Source organism: Mycobacterium sp. NGS54 (genome assembly GCF_059812465.1).
The window spans coordinates 297,294-312,756 of sequence record NZ_JCALCS010000001.1 but is presented as its reverse complement, the minus strand read 5'-3'; the positions used below and the strand labels follow the sequence as shown (position 1 = coordinate 312,756).

The following is a 15,463-nucleotide window of genomic DNA, read 5'->3' as shown; positions in this document are numbered from 1 at the left end:
CGTGACTCGTGGTGAATTTAGCCGTTAGGCGAGCAATGGCGCGATCTCGGCGGGGTCGAAGTATTCGTCGATCCGATCGATGAGCCCGTCGGCGCCCACCCTGATCACGATGCAGACCCGCATGGAGATCGATTGGCCGGCATGGCCGGTGGCGTGCAGGATGTGCTGCTGAACGAAGCCGGCGACGAGGCCATCGTCGAAGAGCCGCCGGTCGAGGATCTCGTAGTGACGCTCGGTGGTCGCGCTGATGAACCAGTCGATGACCCGCATCGCGCGGGACTTGTCGTCATCGCGGCGTGCACCCGTGCGCCAGACCGCGATGTCGTTGCTCCACAGCCGATCGACCGCGGCCGCGTCGCCGTTCTCGATGGCCGCGAACAGGCGGTCGGCCACCTCGACGATGGTCTGGGCGGTGGCAGCGGGCATGGGGGCTCCTAGTCCGATTGCTCGTATCCGGGATGGGCGATGGCCAGGCGACGCCGAACCAGGGTGCGCAGGCAGGCGGTGACGTCGTTGGCGCGGCCATCCAGCTCGCCGGCCCGGATCGCGGCGGCGAGCTCCTCCTCGTCGGCGAAGCCCAGGCCGGCCAGCGCCGCGCCCGCTTCGGCGTCGCTTTCGTCGAGCAGTTCGCGCTCGACGATGCGCAACGCGTTGGCGGCCACCCTGGCGTGGAAGTTGACCTGCCCGCTGGTCGCCGCGCGGACATCGGTTTCCAGGAACTCGGCCACCGCGGCCACCAGTTCGGCCGCGAGCGGGCGCCCGTACGCGCCGATCACCGACCCAGCTCCAACAGGTCGAGCAGGTCCCACTCGGTCTCGCAGACGCGGCGGCCGATCGTCGCCAACTCCACCGAGCGGAACTCGCCGCTGAGGTGCCGCTCCGCCTGGTAGCGGCAGATGACACCCCAGCGCAGGGTGGCCAGCACCAGCCACCAGTGAAACGCCACCCGGTCGACGCTAGTGGCGCCGGCGTCCTCGTAGGCCCGGATGAAGGCCTCGATGCTGCCGAGGCCCCCGGCCGCCAGGCCGGCTGGAGCGCCAAACCGCCAGGCCCGGATGCAGAACCACGCCAGGTCCTCGTACGCCTCGCCGAGGTGGACCAGCTCCCAGTCGAGGACGGCCGCCAGCTCGGACCCGTCGACGATGAGGTTTCCCATCCGGTAGTCCCCGTGCACCAGGACGGGGCTCGACGGCCCGGGTCCTTGTGGTCGGTTCGCCTCGAGCCAGCGAAACGCCCACTCGAAGGTGGCGGTGGTGTCGCCCATGGCGTCGAGCCGCTCGCGCCAGTGCGCGAGCTGGTCCTCCCGTACCAGTCCGGGAATCTTGGCGTCGGCGCGGTGGATGGCGGCCAGCGCCTGCGCGCACTGGTGCATCAGGCGCGTGCGGCCCGCGTGCCCGTCGCCGGCGTCCAGCTGACGCTGGATGCGCCGGACGATGGTCTCGCCCTTGATCTCGTCGCAGATCAGGAACGGATTGCCCAGTGCGGCAACCGAATCCTCGGCCACCAGGATGTGGGGGACCGGAGCGCCGGCCGCGGCGGCCGCGGCCTGGGCGCGGGCTTCCAGCTCCATGCCGGCGTGCACGTCGTCGGGCGGGCCGGTGCGCAGGACCAGCGAACGGCGCTGCTCGCCCGTGACGGCGTCGAACGCCCACGTGGTGCGGCTGGCGCCGCCGGTCAGCGCCCGCAGGTTCTCGATCGCGGGGGTCGCACCCAGCGCCGGCGCCAGCACGCGGGCCAGCTTGCCGGCCAGCTCACCGGTGTCGGTCACTTGTGGCCAAACTTGAACAGCCGCTGCGCCACCCGGCGGATCTGGATCTCCTCGGCGCCCTCGGTGATGCGGTAGCGGCGGTGATGGCGGTAGATGTGCTCGAACTGCTCGTGGCGGCTGTAGCCGAGGCCGCCATAGACCTGCATGGCCCGGTCGGCCGCGTCGCAGACCAGCCGGTTGGCGCGGTAGTTGGCCATCGACACCTTGTCGGAGACCTCCATGTGGTGGTTGCGGTCCAGATGCCAGGCCGCGTATTGCACCAGCAGCCGCACCATCTGGGCCTCGGTCTGCAGCTCGGCCAGCGGCCATTGCACGGCCTGGTTGACCGCCAGCGGCTTGCCGAAGACCGTGCGCCTGCCGGCGTATTCCGCGGCGCGGTCGATGCAGTATTGGGCGGCGCCCAGGCTACTCGCCGCCTGCCGGATCCGGTTCTCGTGCAGGAAGGTTTGCGCGACCTCCAGGCCGCGGTCCACTTCGCCGAGCACCCCGTCGGCGGACACCCGCACGTCGGTCAGCTCGACCTCGCCGTGGTCGGTGGGCATGTTGAACGTCCACCAGTAGTAGGGGACGCGGAATCCGGGCGTATCGGTCGGGACGAGGAACGCGGTGATGCCCAGCGCGGCCCCCGGTTCGCCGGAGGTGCGCGCGAAGATCAGGTCATGCGTCGCCCGGTGCACCCCGGTGTTGAATCGCTTGGAGCCGTTGAGCACCCAGCCGTCCCCGTCGCGTTCGGCGCGGGTTTCCAGCCACGTCGCGTCGGACCCGTGCCGCGGCTCCGTCAGCCCGAACGCCATCGACCGTTCCCCGGTGATCAGCGCCTCCGACCAGTCGCGGCGCTGCTCGTCGGTGCCGAAGCGCTCCATCATGATCACCTGCGGGAAGTTCCCGATTATCGACGACTCGTTCTGCAGGTCGTTGTGCAGGCCAAGGCCCTTGTGCGCCAAGTGCTCCCGAATGACGGCCATGTCGAGGTTGGTGCCGTCGCGACCGCCCAGCGATGCCGGCAGGCCGTAGCGCAGCCAGCCGGCCTTGTCGGCCCGCCTGCGCATCTCGGCGAGCAGGTCCTCCCACTCGCGCGTCGGGATGCCGTCGTTGTCCCAGTCGGTGCGGGCATGCTCGCGGCGATGGTCGAAGTACTGGATGTGGTCGCGTTCCAGCGGCTTGATCTCCGACTCGATGAACGCGTCCATCTCGGCGAGCAGTCCCGGAAGATGCTCTGGCAGAGTGAAATCCATGCGAACTCCTTACGCGCCGTAGAGGGTTTTCTTCCAGACCGTGGACAGGGTGGCGATGGCGTCCTGGTCGCTGATCTGAAGGCCCAAGCCGGAGGGGCCGGCGAAGACGGTGGTGAAGTTCTCGAACAGCAGCGCGATCGCGGCCGCCGTGTGTTGGGGGTTGAGCTCGGTCCCGTAGCCCTGCTCCTGCGCGCGGCGCACCGACGCGGCGACAATGTCCATGCCGAAGCGCCGGAATTCGTTCTGCACGCCCGCGAACCGTCGCTGGGTGGCGGCCAACTGCGCCACGGCGATCATGATGCCGATGTTCTGCTTGAACATGTTCCAGTATCCGGTGACCACTGACGTGAAGAACGCGTCGTCATCTGGAGATTCGGGCAGCTCGAGCCGCAGCCCGGGCGGCGCCACCACCTCGTGCAGAAACGACTCGGCCAGCGCGGCCAGCAGGTCTTCCTTGTCGGCGAAATACCGGTAGAACACCGCCGGCGACTTGCCAGCGGCCGACGTGATGTCGGCCAGCGTGGTGCCGTGAAAGCCGCGTTCGGCGAACAGTTTTCGCGCGGCCGCTTCGATGGCCTGCCTGGTCTGGCGGCCCTTTGCGGTCAGCGTTTCGGTCGGCATCAGTTCCGGATCCGGTCACCGGCGCGCAACAGGGCGCTCGGCAGATCATGGCCGACAAGGGATTTGGCGACCCCGGCGGCGGCGATCGCGGCCCGCAGGTCCACGTCGACGCCGACGCCGCTGTCGGTCAGCAGGTAGACGAGGTCCTCGGTGGCGATGTTGCCGGTGGCCCCCGGCGCGAACGGGCAGCCGCCCAGCCCGCCGACCGACGCGTCCAACCGGGTGACCCCGGATTCGACGGCCGCGTAGGCGCTGGCCAGCCCGGTGCCGCGGGTGTTGTGGAAGTGCCCGCCCAGCGGCATGTCGCCGATCACCGGACGCAGTTGGGCGACCAGCGAACTCACCCGGCGCGGGGTGGTGGTGCCGATGGTGTCGGCGATCGAGAACCGGTCGACGCGTTGATCCTTCGCGGCCGCGGCGATCTCGAGCACCCGCTCGGGCGGGGTCGGCCCCTCGAACGGGCAGTCCCACGCGGTGGCGACGATGACCTCGACGGTGACGCCGGCGTCGTGCGCGATGGCGACGATCTCCTCGATCTGTTTGGTGGCCTCGGCGCTGTCGCGCCCGACGTTGGCCTCGCTGAACGCGTCGCTGGCGGCCACCACGTATTCGACCGAGCGCAGCCCCGCGGCGACGGCGCGCCGGGCGCCGTTGGGGCTGGCCACCAGCGCGGAGAACTCGATGTCCGGGTAGTCGTGCAGGTGCGCGGCGAGCTCGGCGGCGTCGGCCATCGACGGCACCTTCGACGGCGACACGAACGCCGTGGCCTCGACCTCCCGCACCCCGGTGGCGGCCACCGCCGCCAGCAGTTCCAGTTTGGCGGCCAACGGGATTGGTTTTTCGATCTGCAGGCCGTCGCGCAGCGACACCTCGCGAATGTCAACCCTCGTTGGAAATTCCACGTGCGTCATAGCACCCCCTGCGCCCTCAGCTCGTCGAGCTCGCCGGCGGTCTTGCCGAGCAGCCCGATGTACACGTCGTCGTTGTGTTGGCCCGGGCGGGCGGGGCCGGCAGTGCGGACGCCACCGGGGGACTCCGAGAGCACCGGGACGACGCCCGGCCCCAGCACGTTGCGGCCGACCCGTTCGTCGTAGTGCTCGACCAGCATGCCGCGCGCCCGCAGCTGCGGGTCGTCGACCACCTCGGCGACGGTGTTGATGGGGCCCGTGATCACGCCGGCGGCGGAAAGGGTTTCGATGATCTCGCCGGGTTGGCGGTCGGCGGCCCATGCGCCGATGATCTCGTCGAGCTCGTCCTGGTTGCGGCCGCGGGCGCCGTGGTTGGCGAAGCGGTCGTCGGTGGCCAGTTCCGGGCGTCCCATCGCCTTGCACAGGCGGGCGAACACGGTGTCCTGGTTGGCGGCGATCACTACCCAGGAGCCGTCGGCGCTGCGGTAGATGTTCGACGGCGCGATGCCCTCCAGCCGGGTGCCCGACGGCCCGCGCACCACGCCACCGACGTCGTAGTCGGGGATCGTGGATTCCTGCACGGCCAAGCAGGATTCGGTCAGCGCGACGTCGACCACCTGTCCGCGCCCGGTGAGGCAGCGGCGATACAGCGCGGCCAGCGCGCCCTGGGCGCCGAACATGCCGGCCAGGCTGTCGCCGAGGGAGAGCGCCAGCCGGGGCGGCGGGCCGCCCGGAAAGCCGTTGAGGTGCCGCAGCCCGCTGGCGGCCTCGGCCACCGACGCGTAGCCGGCCTTGTGCGCCTCGGGCCCGGTCTGCCCGTAGCCCGACACCCGGACCAGGATGATGCCCGGGTTGCGCTCGGACAGCACTTCGTAGCCCAGCTCCCATTTCTCCAAGGTGCCCGGGCGGAAGTTCTCCACGACGATGTCGGATTTCGCGACGAGGTCGAGGAACAGCCCGCGGCCGCGCGGCTTGCGCAGGTCGAGCGTGATGGCCCGCTTGTTGCGCGCGTGCACGGTCCAGAAGACGTGGTTCCCGTCCAGTTCGGCCTGGCCCCAGGTGCGCAGCGGGTCCGGCGCGCCGGGCGGTTCCACCTTGATGACGTCGGCGCCCATGTCACCGAGCAGCCGGCCGGCGAACGGCCCGGCGATCAGGGTGCCCAGCTCGAGCACCCGGATGCCGTCCAGCGCACCCGTCATTCGGCGCTCGCGAAGTCGTGCCGGACCAGCCAGTCGGTGACGACGTCGACGGCGTGGCGCAGCTTGTCCCGTTGGTCGGGGCCCGCGTAATAGTGGGTGGCGCCGGGAATTTCGTGTATCTCCTTGTCCGGGTGCCCGATCGCCTCGTAGAGCCGTCGGGTGTGGCTGGGCGTGCAGGCGTCATCGGCCAGGTTACCGATCACCAGCGCCGGGACCGCGAGGTCGCGCCCGCAGGCCACCCCGTCGCCGCGGGCGTCGTCGTAACTCCATTGCGACAGCCAGCCGCGCAGCGTCGAAAACCGGGCCAACCCGACCGGGCTCATGTTCACCACTCGAGGATCGCCCAGATAGCAGGTCCCCGGGGTGCGTTCGTTGGGATCGACGGCCGGATCCAGCCAGCGCGGGTCGGCCATGGTGCCATGCACGACGAAGCAGAATTCCTCATCGGGGCGTCCGGCGGCCTTCAACTCGGCGAGCTTTTCCTTGACCCACGCGGTGATGCGCCGGTTGCGGTCGATCTGCGCCTGCCGGTACCGCGCCAGAAATTCTGAGGTGTAGGGCGGTTGGTTGGGGTTGTCCGGGTTGTAGAGGTCCAGCTCGGGATCGCGCTTGGTCGGGTCGGATTCGTCGACGATCGACGCGTCCAGCCATTCGGTCAGGGTGCCGTGCCGGCTGATGTGCGCGGCGAGCAGCATCACGCCATCGGCTGCGGGCAGGTCGAGCCGCGTCAGGTCGGGGCCGTCCCCGGACGGGCTCGCCGTGATCGTCGCGTGCTGGGCCTGCTGCTGGTAGAACATCGACAGCGAGCCGCCGCCGCTCCATCCGGCCAGCACCACCCTCGCGTAGCCCAGGCGGTTCTTGGCGTCCTTGATGCACTCGCCGAGGTCCTCGACCACCTTCTCCATCAGCAGCGCCGAATCCGTGCCGCGGAACCGGCTGTTGCAGTAGATGACGTGGTGGCCGGCGCGGGCCAGCGCATTGATCATCGGCAGGTACGCGCCACCGCCGATCGGATGCATGAACACCAGCACGGTGTCGGACGGCTTGTCCCTGGGCTTGAGCAGATAGCTCTCCAGCACGGTGATCTCCGCCAGCCCGCCGTACACGTCGCGGACCCCGGAATTGTTCTGGAACGCAACGAGATAGGGGATGCGGTCGTATTCGTGTTTCATCAGTGCTGCCCGAGGTCGTGCGCCAGCACCTCGGGGGACGGTGTCAGCCGCAGGCGGGTGTCGACCGCGATGACTTGCCAGTCCACCCGCGAATGCTCCTCGAACTTGCGGCGCGCCCGTTCCCGAGCCTTCTCGGGTGCGCCGTGGTGAACCCCTTGCGGCGCATGGGTGATCAGGCCCGGCGGCATCGGGATGCCGTAGAGCGACCCGCCGTGGAAGAAGGCGATCTCGTCGTAGTCGACGTTGCGGTGATACCAGGGCGTGCGCTCGGTGCCGGGCACGCTTTCGGCCGGCTTGGGCAGGAAGTTCATCACGTAGACGCCGGTGGCCTGCATGAACAGATGGACGGTGGGCGGCAGGTGAACGCTGTCCGACGTGACCACGTTGTAGTCGGCGATGTTGAAGGTGAACGCGAAGTTGTCGCCGCGCCAGCCCTCGACGTCGATCGGATTGTGTTGGTAGTACAGCGTTGTCGGGCCGCCCGTGTGGATGAGCCGGACTTCGTACTCGTCGCGTTCGTCGTCGGCGATCGGGGCGGGTTCGGGGATGGTGGCCTGCGACGGGTCGAACGGGAAGTGGCGGCCCAGCGCGCCCGGCGGCGGCACCCGGAACTCGTCGCTGGCCTCGATCATCAACAGCGTGGTCTCGCTGTCGGGCGCCTGGCGCCAGGTGCACGCCTTCGGGAGGTAGACCCAGTCGCCCTCCCGGTAGCGCAGCGGCCCGAACTCGGTCTCCAGCAGGCCCGCGCCGCGATGCACGAAGCACAGCAGGTCCCCGTCGACGTGTCGGGTGTAGAACGGCATCGCCTCGTGGCGGCGGCTCAACGAGATTCGGCAGTCGTCGTTGCTGAACATCAGCAGGGGGCCGCCGCCGGCGTCGGTCGCGTCGCTGGGCTTCAGCTCGCCGGCGAGCACGTCGACGGGGCGCAGCGGGCCGACCGCCCGATAGGCGGTGGGGTCGTGGCGCCGGTACATGTTGGCGGTCCGGCCGGTGAATCCGCCCCGGCCGAGCTCGTCGTCCTTGAGCCCGTCGAGATCGGCATGAAGCCGGCGCGGCGTCTTGCCTTTTCGCAAGTGAACGAAGGATTCCATGGCTGACTCCCGGGCTCCGGCGATCGGCAGAAAACTGAAAGTGACATTACTTTTTGTTTTCGCCGCGCACAAGAGCCGATCGGGACTCCGCCGGACTTAACGCGCACCAACAGACGCTCAGTCGCGGACGCGCACCACGACTTTCCCCTTGGCGGTGCGGTTCTCGAGAGAGGCGACCGCCGCGCCCGCCTGCTCCAGCGGGTAGACCTCGGGCGTCGGGGCGGCCAGCCGGCCCGAGCTGAGCAGGGCCTCCAGCCCGGCCCACTGCTCGGCCAGCGCGTCCGGGTGCGTCGCCGTCCAGGCTCCCCAGCCCACGCCGACGACGTCAATGTTGTTGAGCAGCAACCGGTTCACCTTGACGGTCGGGATCTCCCCGCCGGTGAACCCGATGACCAGCAGCCGCCCGCCCGGGGCGAGTGAGCGCAGCGAATCGGTGAACCGGTCACCGCCGACCGGGTCGACCACCACATCGACGCCGCGGCCGCCGGTGAGCTCCTTGACCGCGTCCTTGAACCCCTCGGCGAGCACCACGTCGGTGGCCCCGGCCGCCGTCGCGACCTCGGCCTTGTCTTCGGTGCTGACGACCGCGATGGTGCGCGACGCCCCGAGCAGCGACGCCAGCCGCAGCGTCGAGGTCCCGATCCCGCCGGCCGCGCCGTGCACCAGCACGGTCTCGCCGGCGGCCAGGCGGCCCCGCACGGTCAGCGCGAAGTACACCGTGAGGTCGTTGAAGAGCAGGCCGGCGCCGGCCTCGAAGCTCACGTTGTCCGGCAGCTTGAACACCCGGTCGGGCTGCACGACGGCCACCTCGGCCATGCCGCCGGACAGCATCGTCAACGCGACGACCCGGTCACCGGCTTTCACATGGGCGCCGTCCGGCGCCGACCGCACCACGCCGGCGATCTCGGCGCCGAGCACGAAGGGCGGCTCGGGCCGGTACTGATACAGACCGCGGGTCAGCAGCGCGTCGGGGAAGGCCGCGCCGGCGGCGTGCACCTCGACCACCACGCCGTCACCGGAGGGTTCGTCTACCTCCGACACCTCGATCGCATCCGGACCATCCAGCCGAGTCACGCGTGCCGCCCGCATGGTCGGTCAGCCTAACGCCGACTCAGAAGCCGCCGGCGACCCGCACCACCGCCCGGCCGGTGAAGGCGCCCGCGCGCAGCTGGTCGAGCACACCGACCACGTCTTTGACGTCGACGTCGCTGGTGAGCGAATCAAGGTGACGCGGCCGCAACGAATCGCCCAGCCGCGCCCACAACTTCCGGCGCCGGCCGATCGGCAGCAGCACCGAGTCCATGCCGAGCAGCGCGATGCCGCGCAGGATGAACGGCATCACCGTGGTATGCAACGCCGGACCACCCGTCAGCCCGCTACAGGCCACCGCCCCGCCGTAGTCCACGGCACTCAGCACATCGGCCAGCGTCGCGCCGCCCACGCAATCCACCCCCGCCGCCCAGCGCGCCTTGGCCAGCGGCCGCGGCTTGGCCTCGGGGTCTTCCGGCAGCCGTCCGATAACCTCCGCGGCGCCAAGCCCTTTCAGCAGATCGGCCGCCGTCTCCTTGCCGGTCGAGGCCACCACCCGGTAGCCGGCGGCCGCCAACAGGTCCACGCTGACCGAGCCGACGCCGCCGGAGGCGCCGGTGACGACCACCGACCCGGCGCCGGGTTCGACACCCCAGTCGATCAGCGCCTGCACGCTCATGGCGGCGGTGAAGCCGGCCGTCCCGATCGCGGCGCCCTCATACGGGCTCAGGTCGCCGAGGGCCACCACCTGGTCGGAAGGCAGCCGGGCGTACTCCGCGTAGCCGCCGTGGTGGCCGGTGCCGATCGCATAGCCGTGCGCCAGCACCTTGTCGCCGACGGCGAAGTCGGGGGAGTGCGACTCGACGACCTCGCCGGTCAGGTCGATGCCCGGGACGACCGGGTAGTTGCGCACCACGCCGCCACCGGGCGTCACCGCCAGCGCGTCCTTGAAGTTGACGCTCGAATACTCCACGCGGATCGTCACCTCGCCGGGCGGCAGGTCGGACGCGCTCAGCGTCTCGACCGACGTGGTTATCCGGTCACCGTCTTGGCGCGCCACCAGCGCTTGAAACGTTTCCATACCGACGACGCTAACCGCACCGGATGGAATCCTTTCCACTCGGTGGCTTTTCCGTTGCCCGCGAGGGGCTGAACGGCGTCGCTACTTGAGCTGCGCCGACGACAGGCCCAGCAGGCGGCGGGCGACCACCAGCTGCTGAATCTGTTGGGTGCCCTCGAAGATGTCCAGGATCTTGGAGTCGCGCGCCCACTTCTCCAGCAGTGATTGCTCGGAATACCCTGCGGTGCCTGCCAATTCGACGGAGGTGAGGGTGACGTCGCTGGCCATCCGGCCGGCCTTGGCCTTGCTCATCGACGCCTCTTTGGAGTTGGGGATCTTGTTGTCGGCCTGCCACGCCGCCCGCAGCGACAACAGGTAGCTGGCCTCCCAGTCGGCCTCCATCCGCAGGAACTCGGCCGCCGCGGCGCTCTGGGCGTGGGACGGCCGGTCGTAACAGATCTCAACACCCGCCTCGGTGAGGATCTTGCGAATTTCCTCCAGCGCGGCGCGGCCGACCCCGATGGCCATGGCGGCGACGATCGGACGGGTGTTGTCGAAGGTCTCCATCACCCCCGAAAAGCCCTTGCCGACCTCGATTTCGGGATTGCCCAGCAGGTTGTCCTTGGGAATCCGGACGTTGTCGAACCGGATCGCCGCGGTGTCCGAACCTTTGATGCCGAGCTTGTGTTCGAGGCGTTCGACGGTGACGCCGGGATGGTCGCGCGGCACGATGAATGACTTGATCGCGGCGCGGCCCTGTGATTTGTCCAGCGTGGCCCACACCACGATGTGGGTGGCGCGCGAGCCCGCCGTGACGAAGATCTTCTCTCCGTTGATGACGTACTCGTCGCCGTCGAGCTTGGCGGTGGTGGACACCGCCGCCGAGTCGGATCCGAAGCCGGGTTCGGTGATGGCCATCGCCGCCCATACCTTGCCCAGTCGTTCCAGCTGTTCGTCGGTGGCGACCGCGGAGATGGCGGCGTTACCCAGCCCCTGGTAGGGGACCGACAGCATCATCGCGACGTCGCCCCAGCAGGCTTCCATGGTCTGCAGCAGTGCGGCCATGTTGGCGCCGTTGTGGTTTCGGTCCCTGTCCTCGTCCTCGTCCCGCAGCGCGTCGGCCCCGGCGAACGCCACCGATTCGGAGGCCCCCTCGAAAAGACTGATCAGGGTGTCGAGCTCGACCGGGTACGCGTGCTCCTTGAGGTCGTACTTGCGTGCGATCGGCCGCATCATCTCGGCGGCGCCCTGGTGGGTCTTGACGATCACCGACTGCAGCTTGCGGGGCAGTTCCAGATTGATTGCCATGATTGGTCTTTCGGCTCGAGTTAGATGACGACCTAGATGACGACTCAGATAACGACAACGCCCTCGGCGACGCCGATGGCCCGCAGGTCGCGGTACCAGCGCTCTACCGGGTGCTCCTTGGTGAAGCCGTGGCCGCCGAGCAGCTGCACGCCGTCCAGGCCGATCTGCATGCCCTTGTCGGTGCCGAGCCGCTTGGCCAGCGCCGCCTCCCGGGTGAACGGCAGCCCTTGCTCGGCGCGGGCCGCGCCGCGCCACGTGATGAGCCGCAGCCCGTCCAACTCGATGGCGATGTTGGCGCACATGAAGGCCACGGCCTGGCGATGCGCGATCGGCTCGCCAAAGGCCTGGCGTTCCTTGACGTATGGGACGACGTAGTCGAGCACCGCGTGCGAGGTGCCGACCGCGAGCGCCGCCCAACCGAGCCGGGACAGCGCGATCGCCTCGGAGTAGTCCTCGTCGGAAGCGTCGTTTTCGCCCAGCCGGGCGCTCAGCGGCACCGACACCCCGGACAGCTCGACCTGGCCCAGGGCCGCGGCGCGGATTCCCATGCTCGGATCCGCTTTGACGGTAAGGCCTTTGGCGGACGACTCGACGATGAACAGCGCCGGCTTCCCGTTCAGCTGGGCGCCGACGACGAACAGCTCGGCCTCGGCCGCGGCCGGAACCAGCGACTTCACGCCGTCGAGCCGGTAGCCGCTCGGGGTGCGCACCGCGGTGGTCTTCAACCGGGTGGGGTCGAACAGCGGTTGCGGTTCGGCGATCGCCACGCAGGCCTGCGGGACGTTCTCGCCGGCGAACTCGTGAAGGTAGGTGGCCTGCTGGTCGGCGCTGCCCCAATGGGTCAGCGCGGCGGCGACGCCGCCCGGCGCCAGGATCGGCAGCGCCAGGCCCATGTCGCCGTAGGCGAGCGCCTCGGCCGCCAGCACGTTGGTCACGCTGGAGCGGTGCGCGGCGATGCCGTCGAAATCCTCGGGGATGTTGATCGCGGTGATGCCCAGCTCGGCGGCCTTCGCGATCAGATCGGGCGGGTAGGTCGCGGCCTCGTCGGCGTCGTGCGCCGCGGGACGCAGGACTTCCGCGGCGAACTCGTCGAGGGTCTCGACGATCATCTTCTGCTCGTCGTCGGGGGTCAGGTCGAAGTAGTCCTTGCCGCTGGACTTCAGCCGGGCCGGTCCGCCGCGCAGGTTTTGGGCCCGCTTGAACTGGCGGGACGTGGCGGCGGCGGTGGAGAAGATGGTCTTCGTGCCGTAGCGCAGGCCCCGGTTGAGCGGGTCACGCAGGTGGTATTTGTCCAGAAACTCCTGGCCGACCAGCGGGGTGAGCAGCGCCAGGGTGATGTCGATGCCGGTCCGCTTGTGCGGTTGCAGCCCGACGCCGGTCTTGCGGCCGTGCCGCTTGGACCGTGAGCGGTTGTTTTCTGAAGTCTGCTTTGAACCGGAACGGGTGTCGGTCATTTCAGCCTCTGTCGATGGGCGTCGCGGATGGAACTTATCTTACTCCGGAGTAAGATAGAAGCGACCGCGTGTTAACTAATTCACAAAGAGTAGGCCCGCAGGCGCGAAAGCACCTGCTCATGCAACAGGCCGTTGGTCGCCACGGCGCTGCCGGCGTGCGGGCCCGCGGTCCCGTCCAGGCCGGTGAACGTCCCGCCCGCCTCGCGCACCAGGATGTCGAGCGCCGCCAGATCCCACACCGACACCTCGGGCTCGGCGGCGATGTCGACCGCCCCCTCGGCGACCAGGCAGTAGGACAGGAAGTCGCCGTAGGCTCGTACCCGCCACACCGCATCCGTCAGCCCGACGAAGCGATCGCGCAGTCCGCGTTGCGCCCACCCCGATAGGCTGGAGAACGACAGGCTGGCCGAATCCAGTTGTCCCACTGAGGAAACCGATAGCGATCGCGGGTGGCCGCCGTCGACGGAGGCGAACGCGCCGCGGCCACGCGCCGCCCACCAGCGCCGGTGCAGCGCCGGCGCGCTCACGACGCCGACCGACGAAACGCCGTCCTCGAGCAACGCGATCAAAGTGGCCCACACCGGCACCCCGCGCACGAAGTTCTTGGTGCCGTCGATCGGATCGATGATCCATTGCCGCCCACTGAAGGTGGCGGTCCCGCCGAACTCCTCGCCGACGATGCTGTCCTGGGGCCGTTCGCGGCCCAGCACGCCGCGCAGTTCGGTTTCGACCGCGCGATCGGCGTCCGTGACCGGCGTGAGATCGGGTTTTGTGTCGATGCGCAGGTCAAGCGCGCCGAACCGCGCGGAGGTCAGCGCGTCGGCGCGGTCGGCCAGCGCGAGCGCCAGCGCCAGATCGTCCTCGGTCATTGGCGCCGCTCCTTCTCATCACTACGTTCTGCATCGTCGCAGGCGCGGCTCATGGAGCAGTCCTACCATGGCCGGATGTGGGAATACGGTGTGCTGATCCTGCTCGTGGCGGTCCTCGGGGTGGCGCTTGCCCAGCGGTTCGCCCCGCGTGGCCCCCGCGGTGAGCTCGCGAGCGGCACCCTGCTGGTGACCGGCGTCAGCCCGCGGCCGGATGCGGCCGGCGAGCAATACGTCACCGTCGCCGGCGTCATCAACGGACCAACGGTCAACGAGCACGAGGTGTATCAGCGCATGGCGGTCGACGTCGACCACTGGCCGGCCGTAGGCCAGTTGCTCCCGGTCGTGTATTCGCCGAAGAACCCGGACAACTGGAGGTTCGCCCCGGCCCAGCCGCCGGCCGCCTAGCCTCCCGCGGGCGGGCGCGTCATCACGGTGAGCCGGGTTCCGTAGCGCGGCAGGACGCCCGAGGCCCGGGCCAACGTCCCCGCCGGCATCCCGGGAACACCCGGGTAGCCCGAACCGGCCAACTCGTCGGTGCCCGCAAGCGTGGTCAGGCCGGCCGGCTGCAGCGCAGAGATGCTGCTGGTCGACGGCGCGGACCAGCTGGCCGGCACCGACATCGGCCCGATCGCGTTCGCCCGGGCCATGCTCACCGTGATCGCGTTGGGTAGTCCGCCGGCCCCCGTCGCGCTGGCTGCACCCTGCAATTGCCCGAGCCCTATCGGCCCGAGCGCGGGCGCGGGCCCGGCCACGCCGGCCAGATACGTCAGGTTGCTTTGGGCGCCGATCAGCGAAACCGGAATGCCCTCGATGTTGGCCAGCGAGCTCGTCGCCGTGTTCGTGGCAAGGATGCCGTCGAGCACGTTAAGGCTGTCCAGGCCGTTGGCGGTGATGGGAATGGGGCTGAGTTTCAGCAGGGCGTTCAGGTTGTCGTAAATCTCATCGCTCCACGCCTGCAGTGTCGAGTACAAATCGGAAAACGGGTTCGCGGCCGCCTGATTGGCCGCGGCGTTCTGCGCCGCCACGCCGTCGGAATTCGTGTTCTGCTGCGGGGACGCAAACGACGTCAACCGGGAAGCGGCCGCCGAGCTGACGGCGTAGCCGTTCATCGCCGTGGCGTCCTGGGCCCACATCTCGGCGTAGTGGGCCTCGGTGGCGGCGATCGCCGCGGTGTTCTGGCCGAAGAAGTTCGTCGCGATCAGCGCCTGCAGCTGCGCGCGGTTGATCGCTATCACCGGCGGCGGCACCGTCATGGCAAACGCCTGGTCGAACGCCGCGGCCGCGGCCCTGGCCTGCATGGCCGTCTGCTTGGTTTGCTGGGCGGTCGTGATCAGCCACTCCACGTACGGGGTCGCCGCGGCGGTCATCGCCGCCGACGCCGGGCCGTGCCAGTGCAGGGTGGTCAGGGTCGAGAGCACCGAGCCATAGGTCTCGGCCGTGGTGCCCAATTCGGCGGACAGCGAGTCCCAACTTCCCGCCGCGGCCATGAGCGACCCGGAACCGGGGCCGCTGTACATTCTCGAGGAATTGATTTCGGGCGGAAAAAAGGCGTAATCCATTGTCAGATCTCCCTTATGGGTGTGCCTGGTGAACCGTGCCGAACCCGAATCGGCACTTTCTCCTCCGCCGTCCCATTGGCGGTGGTCATAAGAATGTAGGCGCCAATCCGCGTTTGTACTGGAGTTTTAGGACGAAAAGGCAAGTGGGTCACGGCGATAAAGACCGTCCCAATTTCCGACGCCTGAAAAC

Annotated in this window: 16 protein-coding genes; 1 reads left to right on the top strand and 15 read right to left on the bottom strand. The window is 69.2% G+C overall.

The annotated features are described in order from the left end of the window. Positions 1-24 precede the first annotated feature (24 nt). The 14 genes from AC5Y5E_RS01530 to hisN all read right to left on the bottom strand — a co-directional run bounded on the left by AC5Y5E_RS01530 (position 25) and on the right by hisN (position 13,714). The gene (locus AC5Y5E_RS01530) at positions 25-426 is read right to left on the bottom strand and encodes a nuclear transport factor 2 family protein (RefSeq protein ID WP_499901236.1); all 402 of its coding nucleotides are present in this window, start codon (positions 424-426) and stop codon (positions 25-27) included. Between the two features lie 8 nt (positions 427-434). Next, on the bottom strand, positions 435-776 hold the full coding sequence (locus tag AC5Y5E_RS01525; RefSeq protein ID WP_499901235.1) for a DUF6285 domain-containing protein: 342 nt from the start codon (positions 774-776) through the stop codon (positions 435-437). Then, positions 773-1,768 carry a phosphotransferase family protein gene (locus tag AC5Y5E_RS01520; RefSeq protein WP_499901234.1) on the bottom strand — a complete coding sequence of 332 codons (996 nt, stop codon included), beginning with the start codon at positions 1,766-1,768 and terminating at the stop codon, positions 773-775. Before AC5Y5E_RS01520 ends, AC5Y5E_RS01525 begins: the two co-directional genes overlap by 4 nt. After that, complete coding sequence (locus AC5Y5E_RS01515; protein WP_499901233.1) at positions 1,765-3,003, bottom strand: acyl-CoA dehydrogenase family protein; 1,239 nt, start codon at positions 3,001-3,003, stop codon at positions 1,765-1,767. The genes AC5Y5E_RS01520 and AC5Y5E_RS01515 overlap by 4 nt, the downstream gene beginning before the upstream one ends. A 9-nt stretch (positions 3,004-3,012) precedes the next feature. Further along, positions 3,013-3,624, bottom strand: a complete 612-nt coding sequence (locus AC5Y5E_RS01510) for a TetR/AcrR family transcriptional regulator (protein WP_499901232.1) — start codon at positions 3,622-3,624, stop codon at positions 3,013-3,015. Then, positions 3,624-4,526, bottom strand: coding sequence for a hydroxymethylglutaryl-CoA lyase (locus AC5Y5E_RS01505; RefSeq protein WP_499901231.1), 903 nt, complete (start codon positions 4,524-4,526; stop codon positions 3,624-3,626). The genes AC5Y5E_RS01510 and AC5Y5E_RS01505 overlap by 1 nt, the downstream gene beginning before the upstream one ends. Before the next feature lie 5 nt (positions 4,527-4,531). Continuing rightward, a complete protein-coding gene (locus AC5Y5E_RS01500; protein WP_499901230.1) occupies positions 4,532-5,731 on the bottom strand; it encodes a CaiB/BaiF CoA transferase family protein in 1,200 nt (399 codons plus the stop codon). Then, a complete protein-coding gene (locus tag AC5Y5E_RS01495; RefSeq protein ID WP_499901229.1) occupies positions 5,728-6,903 on the bottom strand; it encodes an alpha/beta hydrolase family protein in 1,176 nt (391 codons plus the stop codon). The genes AC5Y5E_RS01500 and AC5Y5E_RS01495 overlap by 4 nt, the downstream gene beginning before the upstream one ends. Next, the gene (locus AC5Y5E_RS01490) at positions 6,903-7,994 is read right to left on the bottom strand and encodes a homogentisate 1,2-dioxygenase (RefSeq protein ID WP_499901228.1); all 1,092 of its coding nucleotides are present in this window, start codon (positions 7,992-7,994) and stop codon (positions 6,903-6,905) included. Before AC5Y5E_RS01490 ends, AC5Y5E_RS01495 begins: the two co-directional genes overlap by 1 nt. 117 nt (positions 7,995-8,111) lie before the next feature. Then, positions 8,112-9,083 carry an NADPH:quinone oxidoreductase family protein gene (locus tag AC5Y5E_RS01485; protein ID WP_499901227.1) on the bottom strand — a complete coding sequence of 324 codons (972 nt, stop codon included), beginning with the start codon at positions 9,081-9,083 and terminating at the stop codon, positions 8,112-8,114. A gap of 22 nt (positions 9,084-9,105) precedes the next feature. After that, positions 9,106-10,104, bottom strand: coding sequence for an acrylyl-CoA reductase family protein (locus tag AC5Y5E_RS01480; protein ID WP_499901226.1), 999 nt, complete (start codon positions 10,102-10,104; stop codon positions 9,106-9,108). Positions 10,105-10,185: 81 nt separating this feature from the next. After that, a complete protein-coding gene (locus tag AC5Y5E_RS01475; protein ID WP_499901225.1) occupies positions 10,186-11,391 on the bottom strand; it encodes an acyl-CoA dehydrogenase family protein in 1,206 nt (401 codons plus the stop codon). Positions 11,392-11,435: 44 nt separating this feature from the next. Beyond that, complete coding sequence (locus AC5Y5E_RS01470; RefSeq protein ID WP_499901224.1) at positions 11,436-12,845, bottom strand: acyl-CoA dehydrogenase family protein; 1,410 nt, start codon at positions 12,843-12,845, stop codon at positions 11,436-11,438. Between the two features lie 80 nt (positions 12,846-12,925). Further along, positions 12,926-13,714, bottom strand: a complete 789-nt coding sequence (gene hisN, locus AC5Y5E_RS01465) for a histidinol-phosphatase (protein ID WP_499901223.1) — start codon at positions 13,712-13,714, stop codon at positions 12,926-12,928. A 75-nt stretch (positions 13,715-13,789) separates the two neighbouring features. On the opposite strand from hisN, the gene AC5Y5E_RS01460 reads away from it, so the two are divergent. Then, positions 13,790-14,119 (top strand): hypothetical protein, encoded by a 330-nt coding sequence (locus AC5Y5E_RS01460; RefSeq protein ID WP_499901222.1) that lies wholly within the window; start codon positions 13,790-13,792, stop codon positions 14,117-14,119. On the opposite strand, the gene AC5Y5E_RS01455 is transcribed toward AC5Y5E_RS01460, so the two are convergent. Continuing rightward, positions 14,116-15,273, bottom strand: coding sequence for a PPE family protein (locus tag AC5Y5E_RS01455; RefSeq protein WP_499901221.1), 1,158 nt, complete (start codon positions 15,271-15,273; stop codon positions 14,116-14,118). The genes AC5Y5E_RS01460 and AC5Y5E_RS01455 overlap by 4 nt on opposite strands. Positions 15,274-15,463 lie beyond the last annotated feature (190 nt).

What these genes read in the sequence shown, in the direction of transcription:
- AC5Y5E_RS01530 (WP_499901236.1), bottom strand. Translation starts at nt 426, where the DNA reads ATGCCCGCTGCCACCGCCCAGACCATCGTCGAGGTGGCCGACCGCCTG.
- AC5Y5E_RS01515 (WP_499901233.1), bottom strand. Translation starts at nt 3,003, where the DNA reads ATGGATTTCACTCTGCCAGAGCATCTTCCGGGACTGCTCGCCGAGATG.
- AC5Y5E_RS01510 (WP_499901232.1), bottom strand. Translation starts at nt 3,624, where the DNA reads ATGCCGACCGAAACGCTGACCGCAAAGGGCCGCCAGACCAGGCAGGCC.
- AC5Y5E_RS01500 (WP_499901230.1), bottom strand. Translation starts at nt 5,731, where the DNA reads ATGACGGGTGCGCTGGACGGCATCCGGGTGCTCGAGCTGGGCACCCTG.
- AC5Y5E_RS01495 (WP_499901229.1), bottom strand. Translation starts at nt 6,903, where the DNA reads ATGAAACACGAATACGACCGCATCCCCTATCTCGTTGCGTTCCAGAAC.
- AC5Y5E_RS01490 (WP_499901228.1), bottom strand. Translation starts at nt 7,994, where the DNA reads ATGGAATCCTTCGTTCACTTGCGAAAAGGCAAGACGCCGCGCCGGCTT.
- AC5Y5E_RS01485 (WP_499901227.1), bottom strand. Translation starts at nt 9,083, where the DNA reads ATGCGGGCGGCACGCGTGACTCGGCTGGATGGTCCGGATGCGATCGAG.
- AC5Y5E_RS01480 (WP_499901226.1), bottom strand. Translation starts at nt 10,104, where the DNA reads ATGGAAACGTTTCAAGCGCTGGTGGCGCGCCAAGACGGTGACCGGATA.
- AC5Y5E_RS01475 (WP_499901225.1), bottom strand. Translation starts at nt 11,391, where the DNA reads ATGGCAATCAATCTGGAACTGCCCCGCAAGCTGCAGTCGGTGATCGTC.
- AC5Y5E_RS01470 (WP_499901224.1), bottom strand. Translation starts at nt 12,845, where the DNA reads ATGACCGACACCCGTTCCGGTTCAAAGCAGACTTCAGAAAACAACCGC.
- hisN (WP_499901223.1), bottom strand. Translation starts at nt 13,714, where the DNA reads ATGACCGAGGACGATCTGGCGCTGGCGCTCGCGCTGGCCGACCGCGCC.
- AC5Y5E_RS01460 (WP_499901222.1), top strand. Translation starts at nt 13,790, where the DNA reads ATGTGGGAATACGGTGTGCTGATCCTGCTCGTGGCGGTCCTCGGGGTG.
- AC5Y5E_RS01455 (WP_499901221.1), bottom strand. Translation starts at nt 15,273, where the DNA reads ATGGATTACGCCTTTTTTCCGCCCGAAATCAATTCCTCGAGAATGTAC.